This window comes from Mesopusillimonas faecipullorum, assembly GCF_020539505.1.
GTDB classification, from domain to species: Bacteria; Pseudomonadota; Gammaproteobacteria; order Burkholderiales; family Burkholderiaceae_B; genus Mesopusillimonas; species Mesopusillimonas faecipullorum.
Genome location: NZ_JACDXW010000002.1, coordinates 179241 through 200174, shown reverse-complemented (window position 1 = coordinate 200174; position 20934 = coordinate 179241). Strand labels below are relative to the sequence as shown.

Here is a 20934-nt window from a genome sequence, read left to right as displayed (position 1 = left end):
TCTTGAAACGTCTATCTGCGCATTTGCCACTACAATTCGTGGCATGCACATCGTACTACCCGGCGCCCTGCCCGATGCAGGCGCGGCACGCGCCCTGTTGCCTCATCTTGCCAAGACCGCCCCTACGCTATCACGCTGGCTGTCTCTAGGCCAGGCGCATATTCATGACACCCCTGGCACTCAGACTGGCTGCACGCCTGAAGAATACTGGCAGCTGCAGCTGCGGGGCTTTCACCCCAAGGCCGGCCAAAACCAGGCCGCTGGGCTGGGGCCCTTGCTGGCTGAACCCAACTCGGCCCAGAACCCCCAGCCGGTATGGCTGGCCGAACTGGTGCACGTATCGCCCACCCAACACGGCGCCTCAATGCTAAGCGCCGACGAACTGGCCATAGACGCTAGCCAAAGCGCTGCACTACTCGACAGCCTATCGGTACTGTGCGCTGCAGGCGCTGCGGCGCCAACTCCCAGTCAAACACCCCAGACGCTGGACTGCGGCGATTTTACCTTGCGTCAGCTGCGCCCCGGCCTGCTTCAGGTTCAAGCCCCCGCCGACTTCGCCTTGCTTACCGCCAGCCCCGCCCAAGTGGCTCGCAGCGCCGTCAACGACTGGTGGCCGCATCAAGCATCGGCAGGCCCTTGGCGGCGCCTGTTCAATGAGATCCAAATGCTGTGGTTCGACCACCCGGTCAACCATCAAAGGCAACAACTGGGTTTGCCGCCCATCAACGGTCTTTGGCTGTTCGGCGGCGCCACGCCTGCACAGTTGGACGCGGGCTCACCCGAACAAGTTCATTGGCACGCCGATTTACTTCCCTACGCACTGCAGCAAGACTGGGGGGGCTGGCTGCAAGCCTTGGGCGACTTGGACAACAAGGTGCTGCGTGCCGCCGAGCAGCAAGGCCTGCACCCTAGCCTGGCTTTAACAGGACGCGAGCGCGTCGTGGAGATCAAGCCGACCCGACAACCCGCCTGGCTGCGCAAGCTGTCCGGACGTAATAACGCATGGAGAAACTGGTGGTCGCCCCAAAACTGATGACACGGCACGTAGACCACGACGCCGTAACACGCCTGACGCAGGGCGGCACACACCCGCTGCTGGCACGCCTATGGGCCGCGCGTGGTGTCGCCCAGGTAGACGACGTTAAACGACAGTGGTCGGCGCTGATCCCTCCCTCCAACTTGACCCAAGCCGACCATGCCGCCGCCGTATTGGCAGACGCCATGGCGCAGAACCAGCGCTTCTTGATTATTGCCGACTATGATTGCGATGGCGCCACCGCTTGTGCCGTGGGTTTGCGTGCCTTGCGCGCCATGGGTGCCAATGTCGATTTTCTGGTGCCCAATCGTTTCGAAACGGGTTACGGACTTTCGCCTGAAGTCGTGCAACTGGCCCTGGCGCACCCTGCCGGCAAGCCCGATATTCTGATTACCGTTGATAACGGTATTGCCAGCGTAGACGGCGTGGCGGCAGCGCGACAAGCAGGTATGGAAGTCGTGGTGACCGATCACCACTTGCCAGGCGATACCCTGCCCGATGCTTTGGCCATTGTTAACCCCAATCACCCGCAGTGCGGCTTTCCGTCCAAGAACCTGGCGGGCGTGGGCGTTATCTTTTATCTGATGTTGGCTTTGCGTGCTGAATTGCGCCGTCGCGGGCATTTTGCCGCCGATGGCGGGCCGCGCCTGGACAGGCTCGCCGACTTGGTGGCACTGGGCACCGTCGCCGACGTCGTCAAACTGGACAGCAATAATCGCCTTTTGGTCACCCAAGGACTCAAGGCCATGCGCGCCGGCCTGATGCAACCCGGCCTGCGCGCCCTGTTTGCCGTGGCGGGCCGTGATCCGATTCAGGCCGGCGCTTTCGATCTGGGCTTTGCCCTGGGCCCACGCATCAATGCCGCTGGCCGCTTGGCCGACATGAGCCTAGGCATACGCTGCTTGATAACCGACGACGAATCGCAGGCCCTGGAATTGGCGCGCGAGTTGGACACCATGAACCAGCAACGTCGCGTTATCGAAGGCGGTATGCGCGAAGAAGCCCTGGCCAGCGTCGCCTTGGATCAGCCTGTTATCGGCGCCTCGGTTTGTGTGTATCAGCCCGACTGGCATCAAGGTGTGGTGGGCTTAGTGGCCTCACGGCTGAAAGAAACCTATTGGCGCCCCTCTCTGGCCTTCTCACGCTCCGAGCCGGGTCAACTGCGCGGTTCGGGCCGTTCCATACCCGACGTGCACCTGCGCGACGTGCTGGACCTGGTTTCCAAACGCTATCCCGGCATGATCCTGAAGTTCGGCGGCCACGCCATGGCTGCCGGCCTAACCCTGGACGAATCGCGTTACGAAGAATTCGTTCAAGGCTTTGACGAGGCGGTACGCACCCTAACGGGGCGCGACAGTTTCGAGCCACTTATCGAAACGGATGGTTCGCTGGAAAGCGGCTATGCCAATGTAGAAGTGGCACAGATGCTGGCTTCGGAAGTCTGGGGGGCGGGCTTTCCTGCTCCGGTGTTTCGCGACGTGTTCAGGGTCGCCCACCAGCGCCTGCTGAAAGACAAACATCTGAAGTTAAGCTTACAACGCGGTGAGCAGCGTTTCGATGCCATCTGGTTCAACCACGCCGACAGCCTGCCGGAGTTTGCCGAAGTCGCCTACCGACTGGACGTCAATGCCTGGAATGGCATGCTAAAGGCGCAACTGATCGTCGAACACGCGCAGCCGGCCTAAAAAGATAACGCTTCAGAGCTGGGCTGTGTCTGGGCCATTGCCTGAGTCAGGCCTTGTAAAGCCTCGGCGACCTCTTGAACCAGGTGTTCTACCGATTTGTTGGTGGTGTCGACATGCGTATGCGCCAAAGCGTAAGCCTGGCGCCGGGCATGCATGGCGCCTTCTATATTGCGCATGGCCTCGTCGCGTAATTGCGGCGTGGCAATGCGCGCATCGTGCTGCGCCATCACCCGGCGAAAATGCTCTTGCGGCGCGGCATGCAGCCAGACCGTCTGAAAGGAATGCAGCAATACCTCGTAGGTACTGGTTTCAACCACGATGCCACCGCCCGTGGCCAACACCACGGGTGCGTTGGAGGCCACAATACGGTCCAGGCAACGCCGCTCTAGGCGCCTGAAGCCAGCCTGGCCGTATAAAGAGAACACCAAGTCCAAAGACAAGCCGGCTTCACGCTCAACCTCTCGGTTCAGCTCGGTAAAAGGGATGCCCAGATGCTGAGCCAACAAGGGGCCCAAAGTAGACTTGCCGGCCCCGCGCAAACCAACCAGAGCAATGCGCCGTGGCGCGCCCGCCTGAGGGGTTTGCGCGTGTTGCAGCAGCATGCCGCGTATCTCTTTAAGCTGCTGCGGCGACTGGCGCTTGAGCAACTCGACAATCAGGGCGTAATCCGCCCCAAAACGCTCATGCTCGCTGATCAAGCTGTCTATTTCAACGCCTAAGGCCATCGCCAGTTTGCTTAGCACAGCCACCGACACATTACCGTCACCTTTCTCTACCCGCGACAGGTAAGGCAGGGAAATACCAGACTCACCCGCCAATTGCTTCATCGTCATCGCGCGCGCCGCCCGGCAGGCGCGCACACGTTGACCAATGCGCAGCGATAAGTCGGGGGCGCAGGCTTCTTGCATCGTTTCAGCCATGCCAGACCCTATTGCCATACCTTAAATGCGAATAACGCGTGCGTCGGGCGTTTCGGCATAGAGCGCCTGCACACAATCATCGCGCAAACGCAAAACCGCCGACTGATTGATATAGCCCTTGTCGGTGATTTCACCGCCGTCCACAGAGGGTGGCGTGGTCAGCAAAATAGCGCGATCGGCGTAGGTGGAGCTGCCCGTGCTTTGCGCATGCAAGGCTTTCAGACCTTGCGCGGTTTTTTCCAGCACAGCGGGATGCGCCAAGACTTGCTCTACCGAGGCTTCATCGCCCAAACCGGCAAGTCGGCGGCAGGCCGCCATATCGGGGAACACCAGGAAGCCGACGGAGTCGCGATCGTGACCGGTGACCACAATATCTTGTGCCACAGGCGCCAAGGCTTCTATTCCCTTGACCCGCAAGGTGCCTACGCTGACCCAGGTAGCCGTGGTCAGTTTGAAGTCTTCGGAAACACGGCCGTCGAACACTAAGCCAGCGGCGGGGTTCTCGGGGTCGGCAAACTTCACGGCGTCGCCGATGAGGTAGTAACCTTCCTCATCGAAGGATTTGGCCGTGACATCCGGCTGCTTGAAATAACCGGGGGTAACCACCGGGCCCTTCAAACGGATTTCCAGCTTGCCGCTGTTCGGCAACAGCTTGAGCGTCACGCCTGGCACAGGCAAACCTATGACCCCTGAACGATCAGCCTGGAAGTAGCAATCGGTCGCCAGAGGCGATGTTTCGGTAGAGCCCCAAGAAGTCACCATAGGCACGGGCTCGCCCAGCTCCTCACGGGAAAGCTCGATCAAGGCATCCCACAAATGCTGAGGCAAGGCTGCCGCCGCATAGAAAATAACCTTAAGACGCGAGAAGAACTGCTTGCGCAGCTGTGCGTCTTCACGCAGTGCCGGCACCAGCATATCGAAGCCACGCGGTACGTTCATGTACAAGGTGGGCGCAATATCGCGCAGATTCTTGATAGACGTGTCGAACAGGCCGGGAACCGGCTTGCCACCGTCTATATACAAGGTGCCGCCATTACGCAGCATCATGTTCAGGTTATGGTTGCCGCCAAAAGTATGGTTCCAGGGCAGCCAGTCGAGCAGCACGGGGGGTTCGTCTTGCAGGAAGGGCCAGAGCTGGCGCTTGGCCTGCTGGCTGGAACACATCATGCGCTGCGTATTGATCACGCCCTTGGGGTAACCAGTAGAGCCCGAGGTAAATAGAATCTTGGCCAACGTGTCGGGCGTCACAGCTTCGAAAGCGGCCTGTACGGCGGCTTCGTCATGCTCGCCCACCAAATCGGAAAAACGCAGGGCACCCGCCGGCTGTTCGTCGGCATCGCCCACTACCCACTGTGCCTGATGCAAGCCCTGCAAAGACTGCATGGCCGGTGCAAAGCGCGCAGCCACCTCGGTATAGATGATGGCGGGATCCAAGCGTTCAATCAGGTTCTTCAGCTTGGCATGGTCTTTAGAGACCAGCGAGTAAGCGGGTGAAATCGCTGCGTAGGGAATCCCCACGTGCAAACAAGCCAGCATCAACAGGCCATGAGCCACACTGTTGTCTGACAACACACACACCGGTTTCTCAACCCCCGCACCGCTGCGCAGCAACCAGGCTCCGATGCGGCGCACCTTATCCAAGGTCTGACCGTAGGTGACACCCACCCAATTGCCTTGGGCGTCACGCTCTTGCAGAAAAGCGCGTTCGGGTGCGTGGCGCCCCCAGTACTCCAAGGATTCACCTACGCAACGCTCGTAGGGTTCGAGGGGCAAGGGGTTGGTCAGGATCAGGGCGCCGTCTTCGCGACGCTGAACGTCCATGGCGGGCGCTGCAAACAGGCGCCCCTGTTCGATAATGGGAAGGCTCAAACTTGTCTCCGCTGTGTCTTATGAGTCTTGCAGGAAGCCTTGGACCACATCGGGTTGGCTTCAGGTGATAGGCAGGATAATGCCTACCGATAGCAATACTATACGCAAGCGGACTAGCCCAAACAACTTATAGTTTATAGGGATAACCCTTGGTAAAGGGTTATCCCTAGTGCTCAACGCAGCATCCAGCCGGCGGCTCGTGACAAAGGCCCTTCGACAAACTGATTGACCATATTGGGCAGCGCCAACGGCCGCAAAACCATTTTGGCCGCCATATTGACGGGGTAATAGCCTTTGATCTCTTTGCCTAATGACTTGCACAGGATTTTGAACTGCGCTTTGTCAGGGTTGGGCGACCTATGGGTGTACACATGCCATAAAGCAATGTCGGCATCGGAATTACGCGCTTCCAGTACCCGCCTTTTAATGGCCTTCCAGACGCGCCAGCGCCCCAAGCGCTCACGGTCGTTATACTCGCGAAAAAACTTGTAGAAATACTTGTAGTGGCCGACTTCGTCTGTGCGTATGCAAGCGGCTATGCCCGACAGCACGGGCTCCGGAGAAAGTTCGGCCAAGGCGGTATAAAAAGTGGCGGTGCCGGTCTCTACTACGCAACGCGCCGCCATCTCCAGGCCGCGCGTGGGCTCGAACTCGTCCACGGTACACAGCTTGGAGTATTCAGCAAAAAAATCGTTGTAGGCAGATTGCCAATCAAACTCGGGCCATACCGCCAGCACGTAATCGCGCAAAGAGTAACCATGACGCAGCTCTTCGTGCTGCCATTGACTACCTAACCATAGCACTGCTGCTTCATCACCTTCAAAGTAATCCACCAAATTGGTGGTGTAAAGATCGGAGGCGATTTCGACGAACGATGCGCCCGCCACCAAATAAAGCAAGTCTTCTCTATCTCGTACTTTCTCGTGCTCTATCTGATCAAAGGGGATGTTGTCCAGACCCCACTTAGGTAGGGTCGACTTCGATTGCTGCATGGTCACTTACCTTATCTGAAGAGCGGAATACTGGCTTTCGATATGTTTCATACCCATGAAGTTTACGCCATTCGCACTATGCAAGAAGCATCTTCCTGATACAGTCTATGCTTTAGATTTACAAGACATTGGCACCGCACTTTAGCCCTGCCATTGCACCTTATTCTTCTGTCAAACTTCTCTCACAGGATCTTGCCCAATGACCACGCCCTGTATGGACTCACCCAAGCGTTTCGGCACCGTCACGCGTGTGTTGCACTGGCTTATGGCTGTACTGTTCGTATGGCAGTTTGCTTCCGTACTGACCCATTTTTTCGCCGAAGACAGTGCGCTCGATAGCTTTCTTTGGCCTACTCATAAATCTGTGGGCACATTGCTGATGCTGTTGATTCTGGTGCGTATTCTTTGGGCCTTGGCCAACACCGGGCGGCGCCCCAAACCCGTCAGCTGGCTGGCGGGGCTAGGCCACAGTGTGCTTTACGTGCTTATGCTGGCAATACCCCTGGTCGCACTGTTGCGTCAGTTCGGCGGCGGGCGTGCTTTCTCGCCCTTTGGCATTCCGTTCATGCCGGGCTTTGAAGGCCCCAAAATCACCTGGATGGTAGACCTGGGCAGCAATTTCCATGGCTTGCTGGGCTGGGTGTTGCTTGCTGCCATTGTCGGTCACGTCGCTGCCGCCTTATGGCACTATTTCTCGGGCGAACCCGAAATTCTGGGGCGCATCATCGGCAAATAAGCCGCGCCCTGTTAGGGGGTGACAAAACGCTGCAGCACCCCGCTATGCCTGTCCAGCTGCTCCCAGGCAGGCAAAGCGGGAAAATCAATAATCACTAGCGAACCGGGGGTGAACTCTTGGTTCAAGCGCGCCAAGCTATTACTGTCGCCCTGCTCGATCAAATCCAAGGCTAACTGATGCAAGCCTGGGTTATGCCCTACCACCAACACGCAATGATGCGCTTCGGCGGTGTACTGGATGCTTTCCAGAATGTTTTCGGGTGTGGACTCATAAATACGCTTTTCAAAGACTGCGGGCACAAAAGCCGACAACCGTTTTTGCACGCCGTCCCAGGTCGCACGAGTGCGCCGTGCAGTAGAAACAATAGCTATGTCGGGCAACAACTGAGCTTCGGCCAACCAATCCCCCACTCTTAGAGCAGCCGTCTCACCTGACTCAGTGAGGGGGCGATCGTGGTCAGGCAGACCAGGAACCAGAGCGGCCTGCGCGTGGCGCAGCAAACACAGCCGATGCGATACAGACGACATAAGGCGTACTTCCTAAAACTAAGTGCTCGCCTTAGACGAGCGGTTAAACACCAGATAAGCCACGGCGCCTATGACGACGCCCCAGAATGCTGAGCCCAGCCCCAGAAAAGTCATGCCCGAGGCGGTGGCGATAAAGGTCAGAACCGAGGCTTCACGATGCGCATCGTCTTGGACGGCAATGGCAATATTGCTAAGAATGGCACCGACCAGGGCCAAGCCCGCCAGCACGGCAATGAACACCTGCGGCAAGGCGGTAAACAGCAACACGATAGAAGCCGCAAACAAGGCGCCCACTATATAGAACAAACCGTTAGCAATGCCGCCCACATAGCGCCGTTTAGGGTCTTCGTGGCATTCCGAGCCGGTACAGACCGCAGCGTTGATGGCCGCCAGCACCGAGGTAATACCACCAAAACAGGCCGTTAGCACCGAGGCTGCACTGGTTGCAATCAAAATGGGCCGTGCGGGGACATCAAAGCCCGAGGTTTTCAAGATAGCCATGCCCGGCAAAAACTGCCCTGTCAGGCTCACCAACACCAGGGGCAAGGCCAAACTCAGGGTACTGCTCCATGTCCAGTGAGGCGTGATGAATTCGGGTGTCGCCAGCTTCCACTCTAGTTCGGACAACTGCATTTGCCCGGTGACCACAGCCAGGGCAATACCAAAAAGCAGCACCAGCACCATGGTATAGCGCGGCACCCATCTTTTGAACAGTAGATAGGCGGCAATCATGCCAAAGCCCAGCAAGGGTGCTGACGCCACAGACTTAAAGGCCGCCATGCCGAACTGAAATAAAATGCCGGCCAGCATACCCGCCGCCACGCCACGCGGTATCAATCGTATCAACCGATCGAAGTAACCGCTTATACCTATGACAAACAAGATAAGCGCCGTTGTCAGATAAGCCGCTACTGCTTCGTTAAGACTCAAATCGGGAAACAAAGTCACCAGCAAAGCGGTGCCGGGTGCCGACCATGCCGTTACCACAGGCATCTTGAAATAACTGCTCAAGAATATGCTGGTAAGCGCCGCCCCAATGGAAATGGCCCAGATCCAAGAAGACAACATGCCTTCGGAAACCTGGGCCACATGAGCCGCTTGCACAAAGATGACCAGGGGCCCCGTATAAGCAATGAGCACCGCAAGAAAGCCGGCTGCTACCGCCGACAACGACCAATCTTTCATCGACACTTTGTCTTGCCTCATGATGCTCATTATTATGAGCGTCAAGTGTAATCAAAAATTCAGACTGCGCCGCGTGAAAAGACTGAGGCAGCATTTAGCTGACTGAAGCGGCCTCCTCACGAATACCCAGGTAACTGGCCTGCACTTCTGGTGAGTCCAGCAATTGAGCGCTGGGGCCACTCAGCGCGATTTGCCCGTCCTCTAGAACATAGGCGTAATCGGAAAGACTCAGTGCGGTCTGGATGTTTTGCTCGACCAGACCCAGCGTGACGCCGGTTTCGCGTATGCGGCCCAGAATGGCGAACAGTTCGTCCACCATGGCGGGCGCCAAGCCCAGCGTGGGCTCATCTAGCAAGAGCAGCTTGGGGCAAGACATCAGGCTGCGAGCCAGGGCCAGCATTTGCTGTTCGCCCCCCGACAAAAACCCAGCCTGGTTATTGCGCCGCTCTTTCAAGCGCGGAAAAAGCTCGTACATTTGCTCAGCGCGTGCGCGCCAGCCCGCCCGTGCATGCGGCGCATAGGCCCCGATGCGCAAGGTATCGGCCACAGTAAAGTCAGGGAACACCAAGCGCCCTTCCGGCACCAGAGACAGCCCCAAAGCCAGCCGCTGCGGCGGATCAAGCGCATCTACGGTGTGGCCGGCCAGCATAATGCCGCCACGCCGTGTAGGCAGCAAGCCGGCCAGCGTGCGCATCAGCGTGGTCTTGCCTGCACCGTTACTGCCCACAAAGGCGGTAACCTGGCCTTGCTCCAGCGCGATGCTGACCTGCTTCAACACCTGTACGTCGCCATAGCCGCTGCATAAGTCACGCGTTTCAAGCAGCACGGACATTTTTTTCTCCTAGGTAGGCCTTGATGACTCGCGGGTCGCTGCCCACTTGCGAGGGCGTCCCCTCCATCAGCTTCTTGCCCTCATGCAAGACAACAATACGATGACTCATGCGCATCAGCACCTTCATGACGTGTTCGATGATGATGATGCTTAAGCTGTGACGTTGCCGGATCTCTTCAATAAGCGCCAGCGCTTCATCGACCTCGCTGGCATTGAGCCCCGCCAACACTTCGTCCAGCAGCAGCAATCTGGGGTGGGTAGAAAGCGCTCTGGCGATTTCCAGACGCTTGCGCCCGGCCAAGGTAAGGGTAGCCGCCGCTTTAAACATCTGCGCGCTCAAACCGACTTCTTCCAGAATGCCTTCGCATATACGGCGCGCTTGGTTCAAATCGCGCTCACGCCCACTGCCATACAAGGCCCCCACCATACAGTTTTCCAATACGGTCATGCCCGGAAACGGCCTGACAATCTGGAAAGTGCGAGCAATGCCTAGACGACTGGCCTGGTCCGGCCTGGCTGGCACGGCTTTGCCCTCGAACAGAATTTGCCCGGAGCTAGGCGCCACATTGCCCGCAATCATGGAGAACAGTGTCGTTTTACCCGCACCGTTTGCCCCCATCAGGCCCAGTACTTCGCCTTGAAACATATCGAAGCTGACATCAGACACAGCCGTAATGCCGCCGAACCGACGCGTGACCTGGCGCACTTGTAATAAGGTCGTCATCAGAAGCCACCCCCCAGGCGATTACGCCGCGCCATCCATTTGCCCACGATGCCGTCGGGTGCAAACAAGACGAAACCCAACAAAAGCACACCCAGCAACACCATGTAGAACTCGGGCATGCGCGACCACAGCACCTCGGACAGCAGCATGATGAAAGCCGCCCCCAGCACCGGGCCGGCAGGCCTGTCGCTGCCACCGATGATGGCCATGGTGACGATTGTGAAAGACGTCATGGGACTGAACATCTGCATGGGTTCGAAGTAGGTAGAGCGCAATACGGTAAGCGCCCCCACCATGGCCGGCAAGATGGCCGACAGCACAAAGGCCAGCAACTTGACGCACGTGGTGGGTACCCCCAGCGTCGCCGCAGCCGTTTCGTCTTCACGCACAGCCCACAGCCCCACCCCCAAACGCGAATGCCGCAGGACCATGACCAGCAGCACCGCCAGTGCTGCCAGCACCAGCATGCCGTAGCTTAGCCACAGCACGTCGGGCGCCCCCAATAGCAGACGACCACTGATACCCAGGCTGGACTCTATCGCCACCACCACATACTTGAAGAACTCTGCCAGACCAAAGGTAAGGATGACAAAGTAAGGCCCCCGCACACGCAGGGAAGGCAGCCCGACAAGCGCCGCAAAAGCCGCTGCGGCCAGACCCGCCAGCAGTAGCACGGCCAATATGGGCAACTGCATCCAGGACACGGCCATCAAATAGCCGCCCATGCCGTAAAACACTGCATGACCTAAAGAAATGTAGCCTGTCATAGCCGAGAAGGCGACCCAACTTGCCGTCAGAGCGATCCAGCCATACAGCTGCATCAATACACTTTGGCCATAGCCGCCCACCAAAGCAGGCGCAATCGCAGCCGCTGCCAGCAAGCCCAGCCAGGCGGCCAGCCTTGAATGTCGTACACCGTTCATGCCACCCTCCTGCCGAACAAACCTTGGGGTCGTACGAACAGCACGAAGATGAACACGCCGTACAACAAAATAGACCGATAGGCCGGTGATGTGAGCGCACCGCCATAGACTTCCACACAGGCCAGCAACAAGGCCCCCACGACGCTGCCGCCTATGGACCCCAGGCCACCCAGGATAATGACGAAGAAAGCCGCAATGGTGAAAGGAAAGCCCGAGAAAGGCGTGATGCTCTCTACCATGCTGACCAGCGCGCCGGCCAGCGCCGCCAAGGCAAAGCCCAGACAGAAGATAATGCGATTGACCTTATCGGCACGTATGCCGACCAAGGACGCCGCATCGCGCTGCTGAATCAATGCCCGTATGGCCAAACCCGCGATGCCGAAGCGGAAGAACAACATGACAGCAGCCGTGGCCACCACGCTAACCGCAATGATGACCAGACGATTCAGCGCCACGCTGACCGACCCGATCTGCACCAGCGAATCCATATAGCTGTAGCTGCGTGCATTGGCGGTAAAGGCCCAGGCCCCCAGGTTCTGCAAAATCACCGACAGCGCAAAGAACACCAACAAAGAGTTCGCCTCTATGCGCTGCACCAACGCCGGGGTGCTAGACAGCCTTTTGATCAGTAGCTCATAGCACAACCACCCTAATATCGCGGCAGCCACCATGGCGCCAAACATGGAGATCAAAGGCGATACTTGCCAAGCCGTAAACACGCCGAAGGCAATGTAAGCGCCCAACATCATGATTTCTCCATGGGCCACGTTAAGTAGCCGCATGGACCCATAGATCAGATTCAGCCCCAGCGCGACCAAGGCATAGATGGAAGTCAGTGCCAGGGTCGCGATGAGCAGCTCAGGAGAGAACAGCGCATTCATCTTGATTTACTGTTCCCACTTTTGCTTGGGCTGGAACTTCGCCGTTGCCATTTCAGGCGGATGAACAATCTGCGCCACACCGTCCTGGAACTGCAGGAACATCGTCGGTGTCGTCACGTTCTGTACACCTTCAAAGCGCACCGGGCCATTGATGGTAGAGAAAGTTTCGCTGGAAATCGCTTTGCGCAAAGCGTCTTTGTCCAGGCCGGCTTTGGCGACAGCTTGCTCGAGAATCTCGGCGGACATATAGGCCAGAACGGCGTCCAGATAATCGGGGGCTTCACCGGTTTTACTTTGATAAGCCTCGAAGAATGCTTTGGCGTTGGGCCAGTCTGCTTTATCTGGTGACCAATGACCCATGGTCACGATGTTGTCCAGATTGGCACCGAACATTTTGCTGAAGAAGGCAGCCGTCGGCCCGACCAGCAAGAACTGGAACGGTGCCTTGATATCTTGCTCGCGTGCCCCACGCATATACAGGATGGCATCCGGCGGATAGGAGAGATTGATCACCGCATCGGGTTGCAGGCGTTTGATTTCCGTCAGCGTGCTGGTCATGTCTTTGACGCCGGGAGCGTACTGGCGGTCTAGCACCACCTCAATACCTGCCTCTTTCAGCGCGGGTAAAAGCTCTTGGCGGTTTTCCATGGGAAACCCCACCTGCACGGTATTCACCGCCACTGTCTTGACGCCTAGGTCTTTAAGCATCTTGGCCATTTCCTTGCCGTGGGCATCGGGCATGGACGAAGTGGGAAACCAGATGTTCTTGGCCTTAAGCGAACGAATCTGCAAAGAAGACGCCGTGCTGCCCACCATAGGGAAACCGTGCTTTTCAAGCACCCCCACGATGGCGAAGTGATTATGCGAACCCCATGGCGAGAGCAAGAGATCCACTTTGTCGTTGGAAATCAGTTTCTCGTAGATGGCGGCCTCTTTACCCACATCCGACTGGTCGTCATAAATAACGAACTCAACGGGGCGCTTGGTACCCGCCACATCCAGGCCGCCTTTTGCATTGACCTGATCTCGCCACAGTTCGTAAGCCGCCAGCGGCCCTGCCGAGGTCGGCGCAAATTCACCGGTGCGTGAAATGCCGAAACCTATGCGCACGGGCTCGGCTGCAAGCCCGACGCTGGATGCACACAATGCCAGGGCCGCAACGGCCAGGCGCAGAATTCCGCGTTTTTGCTTCATTTTTGTCTCCATTATGGTCATAAGGGGCCAGGGCGGCCCCCCAGGCACAACACTTACTTCGTTCCGGTAGGCGCGTGGTTGGCCGCCCGGAAAATCTGCGCGGCAATCCATGGGTCGCTCATGGCGCCGCGCACTACCCTGTTGCGTACTTCGTCTGGCAAATAGGTCACTTCGCCATACAAAATCGACCAGCGCTGGCAATGCTCGATCAGTTCGCGTTCAGTGCTTTCCCAGCGCTCCAGGGCGGCGGGAATATCGCGCTTGTCCGTCACGCCCTCCAGGTTCACAGCCAGTGCCAGGCCGTTTTGCATGGCCATGCCCCCGCCCTGCCCCAAATTAGGCGGCTGTGCGTGCGCGGCATCGCCCAAAATGGCGGTACGGCCCGACGACCAGGCGCGGCAACGTGTGATGCTGTAGGCCCCCCAGTGCACGGTCGCCTCGCCTATGCGGTCGATAAGGTGTTTCCATTGCGGAAAGGATTCCGCCCATAAGGCTTTATCTACCGGCACCGCCCTAGCGGCCTGATCTTCGTAGGGGCATGTCAGGGCCAGATAGGTTTCTTTCTCGCTGACCGGCGTGATCAGAAAGCGACGCTCGCCATTCCAGCACTCTATGTATTTGCCCTGGTCTTGCGGGCCGAAATCGTCGGGGTGCGCAGGAATCATGGTGCGTATCGCCCCTTCGCGCGTTTGCTCGTGCAACAGTTCCAGCCCCAGCGCGCTGCGCACCTTGGACCAAATGCCATCCACCCCTATGGCCAAGTCGGCCTGTACGGTTTCATTATTGGGGAACAGCAGCTCGCCACGCGAGGTCGCCCCTATGGCTTCGGCACGCGTCACCACCTTCACCCCCGCACGCAGGCAGGCGTTCTTTAGCGCTTCGAGCAAGGTGCTGCGCGGCACGGTCAGCAAGCGTTTGCTGGTATCTATAGGCGCCGATTCAATAATCTGGCCTTGGGCATCGCGCTGCTCGAAATGGGTACCGCGAAAAGCACCCGCCGTGGCCTCATCGTAAGCGCCCAAGGCTTCCAGCACGCGCAAGCCGTTTTCCCAGATATAGATGCCTGCGCCTACAGCGCGCAAGGCGTCCTGGCGTTCGTAAACGGTGACGTCCCAACCGCGCTGAGCCAACGCAGCCGCTGTGGCCAAACCACCTATCCCGCCTCCAGCAATGGCAGCCGTCAGTTTGTTTGTCATGACCATGCTCCTTATACCGCCATAGCCAAAGGCAAACCACCACGCGCGGCAAGGTCGCGCGGGGCTGTGCCCGGCACATACCATTCGCTCAGCAAACCGTCGGGATCACGCAGGAAAATACTGTGTTTCCAAGGCAAACGCGTTTCTTGTTCTATGGTGACGCCGCTGCTCGGCAACACACGCTTGGCCCGTTCAAGAGCTGCTTCGTCTTTCAGCTGAAAAGACGCATGGTGATACGCTGCGTCGTCGGCAGACACCAAGACCAGGTTGTAGTCGTAGTCATCCATGCCTGCAACCAAATACACGACACCCGCCTCACGCGCCACCACACGCAGGCCGGCGATGGTGGTGTAGAACTCGACCATTTCCTCCAGGCGCGGCGTTTGCAGCGTGGCGTGCGTCAAACGCCAAGGATGCACGGGCGCAGACTCGACGATTTCCAGCACGGGCGTTTCTTCATAACGTCCTTCTGTGAAGCCCTCGGCTTGCAGAGGGTCCCAATGGCTGGTCAGTAGCTCCATAGGGCCCGTTAGCACCTTGCGCCAGTCTTTGACGGTGTCGCAATAGAACTCGTTGTAGTTGCCGTCCGGATCAAACATGTACACGCTATGCGCCACTTGGTGGTCTACCGTGATATCGGTCTCGATATCGTCTTGTTTCAGGTGACGGTAGCCCTGCACCAGCTCGGCTTCGTTCTTCAGCTCCCATGCCAGATGGTTGAGGCCCGCCGTCAAACCTATGGTGCCCGGCAATTGCAGCAGGCCATTGCGGCCATAACGCGGCACCCCATTGGTTTTCTGCATCATGCCCAGATCGTGAGGCGTATGACCGGTACCCAGAAAAGTGGCGATAAGATCGGGTTCGGTGAATTCCACCTTCAGGCCACAGACTTCGCTGTAGAAATTTTCGGACTTCTGAATATCGTCTACCCAAAGGTTGACGTGCCCTAAACGGCGCGGACGAAAGTAGCGCGCGTTTTGCGCAGCCGGCTCGGTGATTTGCATAGTCTCCTCCAACTTGATGTGTGGGCTGGTGTTGCCTTGAGTAGAAGACTATAGAAAGCCAGCTACTCATGTCAATACATATGTAGTTTCATATAATTAGTGAAAACACCGATGCCTTAAAGCCCCACCAAGTGCTTGAATCCTGGGAAACTAGGGTATTCACCGACCCCTACGACACATCAAAATTGTTATGAATCAGCCCCCAGACACCACGGCTAAGCGCGCGCTGCGCAGTGCCCTACCCGCCCTCAGCGAAGCCGACTGGAGCTTGCAGCAAAACGTTGCATTCCGCATGGACAGCATCACTTCGCGCCTGAACCAAGAGCTGCGCGATTCGGTATTACGCGACCTCGACCTCACCTACGCGCACTTCCGGGTGTTGCAAGTCTTGTTCGAGGTAGACGGCCAGCAAATAGGCGACATCGCCCGCAGCATCGCCATGCGCCAGCCCGCGCTCAGTCGCGTCATCGATCAGATGGAAACGCGCAAACTGGTACGCCGCAAACAAGACAAGGACGACAGCCGCTACATGCGCGTTTTTCTTACGCCCGCCGGCAAACGCAGCTATGAACAGGCCTGGCCCGAGGGGCATCAAATCATCGTACGGGCGCTGGAAGCCATATCACCCGACGAGCGTGAACAGTTGCTCGAATTACTCAAGCGTATCGACCTGCACACGCAGAAGAAATAAAAAAAACGGTATGCGTTTGTTTGCATACCGTTCAAGAGAGGTACTCATTTCAAGTGGCGGGCACCAGGCCCGCTGCTTGCTTTTATTTGTCGAAGCGCTGTTCTATTTCGAATACCGACGTGGTGCCGCTGACTTCGAAACCGACAATCAGCAAAGGTTTGCCACCAGGCGCATCGGCGGCGGGTACAAACTTCAGGCCTTCCGGACCCAGGTCACCCGCTGAGGCCAGCGCGGTTTCAGGATTGTCTACCCAGTTCTCACGCGTATTCAGATAATCCTGGAACACCGGCGCGTTGGGATCGGTAATGTCGTACGCCAGTACGCCACCCATGCGCTCCAGGCCAATAAAGGCAAAGGTCTTCTCGCCTATCACGCCGATTTCCACGCCTTCCGGTTCGGGGCCCTTATCATCGCTACGGTCCTTCTTCGCATCGCCTTCATCATGTTGGCTGTTGAAAAAATCCGCGCAAGGCAGGTCGCGAGCAGCACGCAAGCGGCACTCATTGGAAGCCAGGAAGCGCTCAAACTGATCACCGGCGTCCCACACCAAAGCGCCATCTTCATCGAATATCGAGAACGAGCGCGCACCGTAGGCGTAAAGCTTGTCGTACATCAACCAACGGCCTGCGGGGTTCTCGTTACCATTCTTGTCGAAGAACTTGGGCGAACCATCATCATTGAGTTTGTAGCCTTGCGTCCAGCTGATCTTCAGACGGCCTAGTTCCTCATCGTCGCGGCAGTCACCAGGCTTGTTGCCAGGCTCAGCACCGCAATATGCGAATACGCTGGGATCAAGCAAAGCGCCTTCCGCCATAGCGATCAAGTGCGCAGGCATGTCGTCGCCCAAACGACGGGCAAAGCCATCTTTGTGCACCAGATGCTTAACGCGCAGTTCTTCTACAAAGCCTTGTGCGGGGTCGCCGATAAGCGCCGGTACGCCTTTTTTGGCATCTTCAGCTTGGCCGAAGTAGGCGGCATTGTCTTCACCCCAGGCGCGGGCGTCACCCTCGTTTGCTGTGACCAAATAGGTTTTGCCCTGCGCACTGTAAGCCGCAACAGCGTCAGGCAAATACATGCCAAATACGCCGGGACGTGGACGGATATCGATGGTCAGGGTCTTGTCTTCGTCATAGACGTCCATGCCGTTCCCTGCCAAACCATGGTCTTTGTAACCCAATGGCAAAATGTCCAGCACCTTGGCGTTCTCGATGTCTATTTTGGCCAAGGCATTGTTTTCTTGTAGCGTCGCCCAAGCCCATTTGCCATCAGCCGACACCGCTATGTATTCGGGCTCCATATCTTGCGCCACGGTGGTCGTGCGGTAAACGCCTGTCGCACCGGCAGCCAGCGCTTGAGTCTGGTCGGGGCCGAACACCCGCACGCCTTTCTGCAGCAATGCCTGTTTTTGGTCATTGAAAGCACGAAAATCCGCTGTTCTGACAACGGGTTGCTCTATCGCGGAAATGTCGATAACGCTGATGGACCCCTCGGGGTCTATTTGGTAGTCATCGCTGGGCTCGCCCTCGTTCGCCACCAACACCGTTTTGCCATCTGGCGTGAAGGTCAGCATATCTGGCAAAGCCCCTACCGATACGTGGCTGACATAGCTGGAATCAGCGGCTTGGTAGAAGGCAACGTAACCCGTATCGGTCTTGACGGCAGCCTCAATTGCCAAGGCCACAATGCCATCTTTCACCGCCACGCTGTTAACCGTAGCGCCGGCTGCGATGGGGGTGGCGTCGATAATGCCGACGTGGCGGGGATGCGCGGGGTCTTTCATGTCCAGCACATCCAGCTTACCGGACTGCGCATTGACGACGAAGGCGCGTTGGCTTTGCGCGTCGTAGGCAGTGATTTCCGCGGCACTGACGGCAAACTGCCCGGTTTCGTGACGGCCCAGATGCTTCAGGCTGATGGCGCTAGGCGTTGCCTCGACTGGCGTTTCAGGTGCCGGCGTCTCGGGGGCCTGGGGAGCCGGATCGCCGCCGTCAGAACCGCCACAGGCGGCCAGGGCCAGCGTCAGCGCCGTTACGGCAAACAGGTTCAGAGGCGACTTTGCCGCATGTGCGTCTTTTTTGTAGAACTGCATGATCAGATGACTTCCCACGATAAAGTTTTCGTGGGCGCATCATGCCCTGACAGTATGACAATTTGATGGCATAGCGCTTTGCCCCAGGCACAGCGCCCCAAGCTTTTGGCTAGAAAAAATGGCCTACGTTGAACAAGGTGAGCACACCCAGCACAAGGAAAATCAGCGCTGCCAGGCCGTGCACCCATTTCATGGACACCTTGGCGGCGATCTTGTCACCCAGAAACACCGCAGGCACATTGGCCAGCATCATGCCCAGCGTGGTGCCCAGCACGACCTGTATGACGTCTGGGTAACGCGCCGCCAATGCCACCGTGGCAATCTGTGTTTTATCGCCCATTTCGGCCAAAAAGAAGGCAATGACGGTGGTGCCAAATACCCCCCAGCGACGCATGCCCGACGCATCGTCGTCATCCAGTTTGTCTGGAATCATCACCCATACGGCCATGGCCAGGAAGGACAGGCCTATCACCCAACGCAAGACATCGGGCCCCAGCATATAGGCCACCCACCCGCCTACGGCCCCTGCCAATGCATGATTGGCCAGCGTAGCCACAAAAATACCGGCTACGATGGGCCAGGGGCGACGAAAGGTAGCGGCCAGCACGACAGCCAGCAACTGCGTTTTATCGCCCATTTCGCCTAGCGCGACAATACCGGTGGATACAAAGAAAGCTTCAAGCATAAGTGCCCAGGACAGTTCCGGTGCGGCAACTTGCCTGATGCAAGTCAGCTGCGTTTCACGGATAAAGACGCAAAAGTTTAGCGCAAGCCGCATTGCTGCGTTGGGCTCACCCCCACCAGGGCATTTAGGCTATGCTTGCGCGGTAAAGCAGCAGTGTCGCGCACGCGGTCGCAAGCTGACACGCCGGTGCGTACTAACGTTGGCCATTTTTTGCCTAGCAACATAAACCCCATCATGACGCCACCCTCCGCCGCTTCGGCTTTGCGGCCCGTCCTGCAAGTCGGGCGCAATTGTTGGCAAATCACTCAATGCGACTGTGCCACGCCCGTCGTAGACGCAGCCGACTACTTCCACTATGCCCGCCTGGCCATGAAGGCCGCCAAACAACGCATTCTGGTCATAGGCTGGGATTTCGACACTCGTATTCAACTCGAACCCAGCGCCGGCAAAGCCGGGCAGTCTCTGGGCGAGTTCTTTCTGAGGTTGGCCAAAGACGACCCGCATCGCCGCATAGATATCCTTAAATGGAGCTTTGGCATGTGGACCAGGCTCCTCAACCCCACCGTGCTTTGGATGCTGTGGCGCTGGCAAATCACCCGAGCCATAGAGTTCTGCTTTGACAGCGCGCATCCTCCTGGCTGTAGCCACCATCAAAAAATTCTGGTGCTTGATGATCGTCTGGCTTTTTGCGGTGGCATAGACATGTCTTCCGCCCGCTGGGATACCAGCGAACACCTGGACAACGAGCCCAGACGCGTCATGCCTGATGGCAAGCCCTATCAGCCGTGGCATGACGTCACTATGATGTTAAGCGGTCCGGTAGCGGCTGCCTTGGGCGATTTAGGCGAAGACCGTTGGTATCGCGCGACTTCGCGTCACTTGTCCCCCCTGGCTCCTGCAACCCACGAACTTTGGCCTGAAGAACTAGAGGTTCATTTCAAGGATGTGGAGGTCGGTATTGCACGCACACAAGCCGCCTATGGCGAGCACGAAGAAGTGCGCGAGATTGAAGCCTTATACCTGGACATGATTGCCGCCGCGCAGCGCTTCATCTACATAGAGAACCAGTACTTCACTTCGCCCAAGGTGGCCGCAGCAATAGCCAATCGCCTTCAAGCGCCCTCTCCGCCCGAGATCATTCTCGTCATGCCGCGCAGCGCCGAGGGCTGGCTGGAACAAAAAGCCATGGATGCTGCCCGCGTGCAACTGGCACGCAAAATAGGCAAACATGATCCCGACAAACGCTTTCGTATCTATGTGCCCGTCACCGAGCAAGGCCGTGACATCTACGTTCACGCCAAGGTCATGATCGTCGATGACCGCCTACTGCGCATAGGCTCATCCAACCTAAACAATCGCTCTCTAGGCCTGGACAGCGAGTGCGACGTCATCATCGATGCGGCCTTGCCTAAGAACCACCACACTCCAGCCATCATCGGCAGGCTGCGCACCCGACTGCTGGCTGAACACATGAACGTCAGCCCCGAAACCTTTGCCCAGGCATTCGAGCATGAGGGTTCATTACGAGCGGCCATCGACGCTGTGCGCCGCCCCGGCAAGACACTCGAGCTTCTAGATTTGTTGGAACCTTCAGCGCTGGAAACTTTCATCGCCGGCAACGAACTGCTGGATCCAGAAAACGCAGACGGTTTCTTTGAACCCCTGAGCGAACGCGGCTTAAGCAAACGCTGGCGTCAGATACGTAACTGGCACCCCTGGCGCCGGCGCCCTACACGCAACAAACCAGGCGCCACACCCTGAACAC

General features: G+C 57.7%; 19 protein-coding genes. 5 read left to right on the top strand and 14 right to left on the bottom strand.

Features of this window, described 5'->3' with window-relative positions; translation table 11 throughout:
• Positions 1 to 43 precede the first annotated feature (43 nt).
• Both H0484_RS04345 and recJ read left to right on the top strand, forming a co-directional pair.
• Positions 44 to 1033, top strand: coding sequence for a hypothetical protein (locus tag H0484_RS04345; protein WP_226953224.1), 990 nt, complete (start codon positions 44 to 46; stop codon positions 1031 to 1033).
• A complete protein-coding gene (gene recJ, locus H0484_RS04340) occupies positions 1015 to 2721 on the top strand; it encodes a single-stranded-DNA-specific exonuclease RecJ (RefSeq protein WP_390624817.1) in 1707 nt (568 codons plus the stop codon). The genes H0484_RS04345 and recJ overlap by 19 nt, the downstream gene beginning before the upstream one ends.
• Here the strand turns inward: recJ and H0484_RS04335 are convergent.
• The 3 genes from H0484_RS04335 to H0484_RS04325 form a co-directional block, all read right to left on the bottom strand.
• A complete protein-coding gene (locus tag H0484_RS04335; RefSeq protein ID WP_226953223.1) occupies positions 2718 to 3641 on the bottom strand; it encodes a shikimate kinase in 924 nt (307 codons plus the stop codon). The two genes, recJ and H0484_RS04335, sit on opposite strands and share 4 nt — an antisense overlap.
• Positions 3642 to 3662: 21 nt before the next feature.
• Complete coding sequence (locus H0484_RS04330; RefSeq protein ID WP_226953222.1) at positions 3663 to 5510, bottom strand: feruloyl-CoA synthase; 1848 nt, start codon at positions 5508 to 5510, stop codon at positions 3663 to 3665.
• Positions 5511 to 5683: 173 nt separating this feature from the next.
• Entirely contained in the window at positions 5684 to 6502 is an 819-nt protein-coding gene (locus H0484_RS04325; protein ID WP_226953221.1) for a ferritin-like domain-containing protein, read from the bottom strand.
• Between the two features lie 199 nt (positions 6503 to 6701).
• Between H0484_RS04325 and H0484_RS04320 the strand changes: the two genes are divergently transcribed.
• On the top strand, positions 6702 to 7238 hold the full coding sequence (locus H0484_RS04320; RefSeq protein ID WP_226953220.1) for a cytochrome b: 537 nt from the start codon (positions 6702 to 6704) through the stop codon (positions 7236 to 7238).
• Between the two features lie 11 nt (positions 7239 to 7249).
• Here the strand turns inward: H0484_RS04320 and H0484_RS04315 are convergent, their stop codons facing one another.
• The 9 genes from H0484_RS04315 to H0484_RS04275 form a co-directional block, all read right to left on the bottom strand.
• Positions 7250 to 7765, bottom strand: a complete 516-nt coding sequence (locus tag H0484_RS04315; protein WP_226953219.1) for a SixA phosphatase family protein — start codon at positions 7763 to 7765, stop codon at positions 7250 to 7252.
• A gap of 18 nt (positions 7766 to 7783) precedes the next feature.
• Positions 7784 to 8971, bottom strand: a complete 1188-nt coding sequence (locus H0484_RS04310) for a benzoate/H(+) symporter BenE family transporter (protein ID WP_226953218.1) — start codon at positions 8969 to 8971, stop codon at positions 7784 to 7786.
• Between the two features lie 73 nt (positions 8972 to 9044).
• Entirely contained in the window at positions 9045 to 9782 is a 738-nt protein-coding gene (locus H0484_RS04305) for an ABC transporter ATP-binding protein (RefSeq protein WP_226953217.1), read from the bottom strand.
• Positions 9766 to 10506 carry an ABC transporter ATP-binding protein gene (locus H0484_RS04300; protein ID WP_226953216.1) on the bottom strand — a complete coding sequence of 247 codons (741 nt, stop codon included), beginning with the start codon at positions 10504 to 10506 and terminating at the stop codon, positions 9766 to 9768. Before H0484_RS04300 ends, H0484_RS04305 begins: the two co-directional genes overlap by 17 nt.
• Complete coding sequence (locus tag H0484_RS04295) at positions 10506 to 11429, bottom strand: branched-chain amino acid ABC transporter permease (RefSeq protein ID WP_226953215.1); 924 nt, start codon at positions 11427 to 11429, stop codon at positions 10506 to 10508. Before H0484_RS04295 ends, H0484_RS04300 begins: the two co-directional genes overlap by 1 nt.
• Positions 11426 to 12310, bottom strand: coding sequence for a branched-chain amino acid ABC transporter permease (locus H0484_RS04290; protein WP_226953214.1), 885 nt, complete (start codon positions 12308 to 12310; stop codon positions 11426 to 11428). The genes H0484_RS04295 and H0484_RS04290 overlap by 4 nt, the downstream gene beginning before the upstream one ends.
• Before the next feature lie 6 nt (positions 12311 to 12316).
• The gene (locus tag H0484_RS04285; RefSeq protein ID WP_226953213.1) at positions 12317 to 13504 is read right to left on the bottom strand and encodes an amino acid ABC transporter substrate-binding protein; all 1188 of its coding nucleotides are present in this window, start codon (positions 13502 to 13504) and stop codon (positions 12317 to 12319) included.
• Positions 13505 to 13557: 53 nt separating this feature from the next.
• Positions 13558 to 14700 (bottom strand): FAD-dependent oxidoreductase, encoded by a 1143-nt coding sequence (locus H0484_RS04280; protein ID WP_226953212.1) that lies wholly within the window; start codon positions 14698 to 14700, stop codon positions 13558 to 13560.
• An 11-nt stretch (positions 14701 to 14711) separates the two neighbouring features.
• Positions 14712 to 15704, bottom strand: coding sequence for a VOC family protein (locus H0484_RS04275; protein ID WP_226953211.1), 993 nt, complete (start codon positions 15702 to 15704; stop codon positions 14712 to 14714).
• 190 nt (positions 15705 to 15894) lie between these two features.
• Here H0484_RS04275 and H0484_RS04270 point away from each other — a divergent pair, with 190 nt between their 5' ends.
• Positions 15895 to 16395, top strand: a complete 501-nt coding sequence (locus tag H0484_RS04270; RefSeq protein WP_226953210.1) for a MarR family winged helix-turn-helix transcriptional regulator — start codon at positions 15895 to 15897, stop codon at positions 16393 to 16395.
• Between the two features lie 82 nt (positions 16396 to 16477).
• Here the strand turns inward: H0484_RS04270 and H0484_RS04265 are convergent, their stop codons facing one another.
• The gene (locus tag H0484_RS04265; protein ID WP_226953209.1) at positions 16478 to 18502 is read right to left on the bottom strand and encodes a choice-of-anchor I family protein; all 2025 of its coding nucleotides are present in this window, start codon (positions 18500 to 18502) and stop codon (positions 16478 to 16480) included.
• Positions 18503 to 18593: 91 nt separating this feature from the next.
• Complete coding sequence (locus H0484_RS04260; RefSeq protein WP_226953208.1) at positions 18594 to 19169, bottom strand: TMEM165/GDT1 family protein; 576 nt, start codon at positions 19167 to 19169, stop codon at positions 18594 to 18596.
• A 234-nt stretch (positions 19170 to 19403) separates the two neighbouring features.
• Between H0484_RS04260 and H0484_RS04255 the strand changes: the two genes are divergently transcribed.
• The gene (locus H0484_RS04255) at positions 19404 to 20930 is read left to right on the top strand and encodes a phospholipase D-like domain-containing protein (protein WP_226953207.1); all 1527 of its coding nucleotides are present in this window, start codon (positions 19404 to 19406) and stop codon (positions 20928 to 20930) included.
• Positions 20931 to 20934 lie beyond the last annotated feature (4 nt).

Excerpts from the sequence above, each read along its gene's own strand:
- H0484_RS04345 (WP_226953224.1), top strand. The coding sequence starts at position 44 with ATGCACATCGTACTACCCGGCGCCCTGCCCGATGCAGGCGCGGCACGC.
- H0484_RS04335 (WP_226953223.1), bottom strand. The coding sequence starts at position 3,641 with ATGGCTGAAACGATGCAAGAAGCCTGCGCCCCCGACTTATCGCTGCGC.
- H0484_RS04325 (WP_226953221.1), bottom strand. The coding sequence starts at position 6,502 with ATGCAGCAATCGAAGTCGACCCTACCTAAGTGGGGTCTGGACAACATC.
- H0484_RS04320 (WP_226953220.1), top strand. The coding sequence starts at position 6,702 with ATGACCACGCCCTGTATGGACTCACCCAAGCGTTTCGGCACCGTCACG.
- H0484_RS04315 (WP_226953219.1), bottom strand. The coding sequence starts at position 7,765 with ATGTCGTCTGTATCGCATCGGCTGTGTTTGCTGCGCCACGCGCAGGCC.
- H0484_RS04310 (WP_226953218.1), bottom strand. The coding sequence starts at position 8,971 with ATGAGGCAAGACAAAGTGTCGATGAAAGATTGGTCGTTGTCGGCGGTA.
- H0484_RS04305 (WP_226953217.1), bottom strand. The coding sequence starts at position 9,782 with ATGTCCGTGCTGCTTGAAACGCGTGACTTATGCAGCGGCTATGGCGAC.
- H0484_RS04300 (WP_226953216.1), bottom strand. The coding sequence starts at position 10,506 with ATGACGACCTTATTACAAGTGCGCCAGGTCACGCGTCGGTTCGGCGGC.
- H0484_RS04295 (WP_226953215.1), bottom strand. The coding sequence starts at position 11,429 with ATGAACGGTGTACGACATTCAAGGCTGGCCGCCTGGCTGGGCTTGCTG.
- H0484_RS04290 (WP_226953214.1), bottom strand. The coding sequence starts at position 12,310 with ATGAATGCGCTGTTCTCTCCTGAGCTGCTCATCGCGACCCTGGCACTG.
- H0484_RS04285 (WP_226953213.1), bottom strand. The coding sequence starts at position 13,504 with ATGAAGCAAAAACGCGGAATTCTGCGCCTGGCCGTTGCGGCCCTGGCA.
- H0484_RS04280 (WP_226953212.1), bottom strand. The coding sequence starts at position 14,700 with ATGACAAACAAACTGACGGCTGCCATTGCTGGAGGCGGGATAGGTGGT.
- H0484_RS04275 (WP_226953211.1), bottom strand. The coding sequence starts at position 15,704 with ATGCAAATCACCGAGCCGGCTGCGCAAAACGCGCGCTACTTTCGTCCG.
- H0484_RS04270 (WP_226953210.1), top strand. The coding sequence starts at position 15,895 with ATGAATCAGCCCCCAGACACCACGGCTAAGCGCGCGCTGCGCAGTGCC.
- H0484_RS04260 (WP_226953208.1), bottom strand. The coding sequence starts at position 19,169 with ATGCTTGAAGCTTTCTTTGTATCCACCGGTATTGTCGCGCTAGGCGAA.
- H0484_RS04255 (WP_226953207.1), top strand. The coding sequence starts at position 19,404 with ATGACGCCACCCTCCGCCGCTTCGGCTTTGCGGCCCGTCCTGCAAGTC.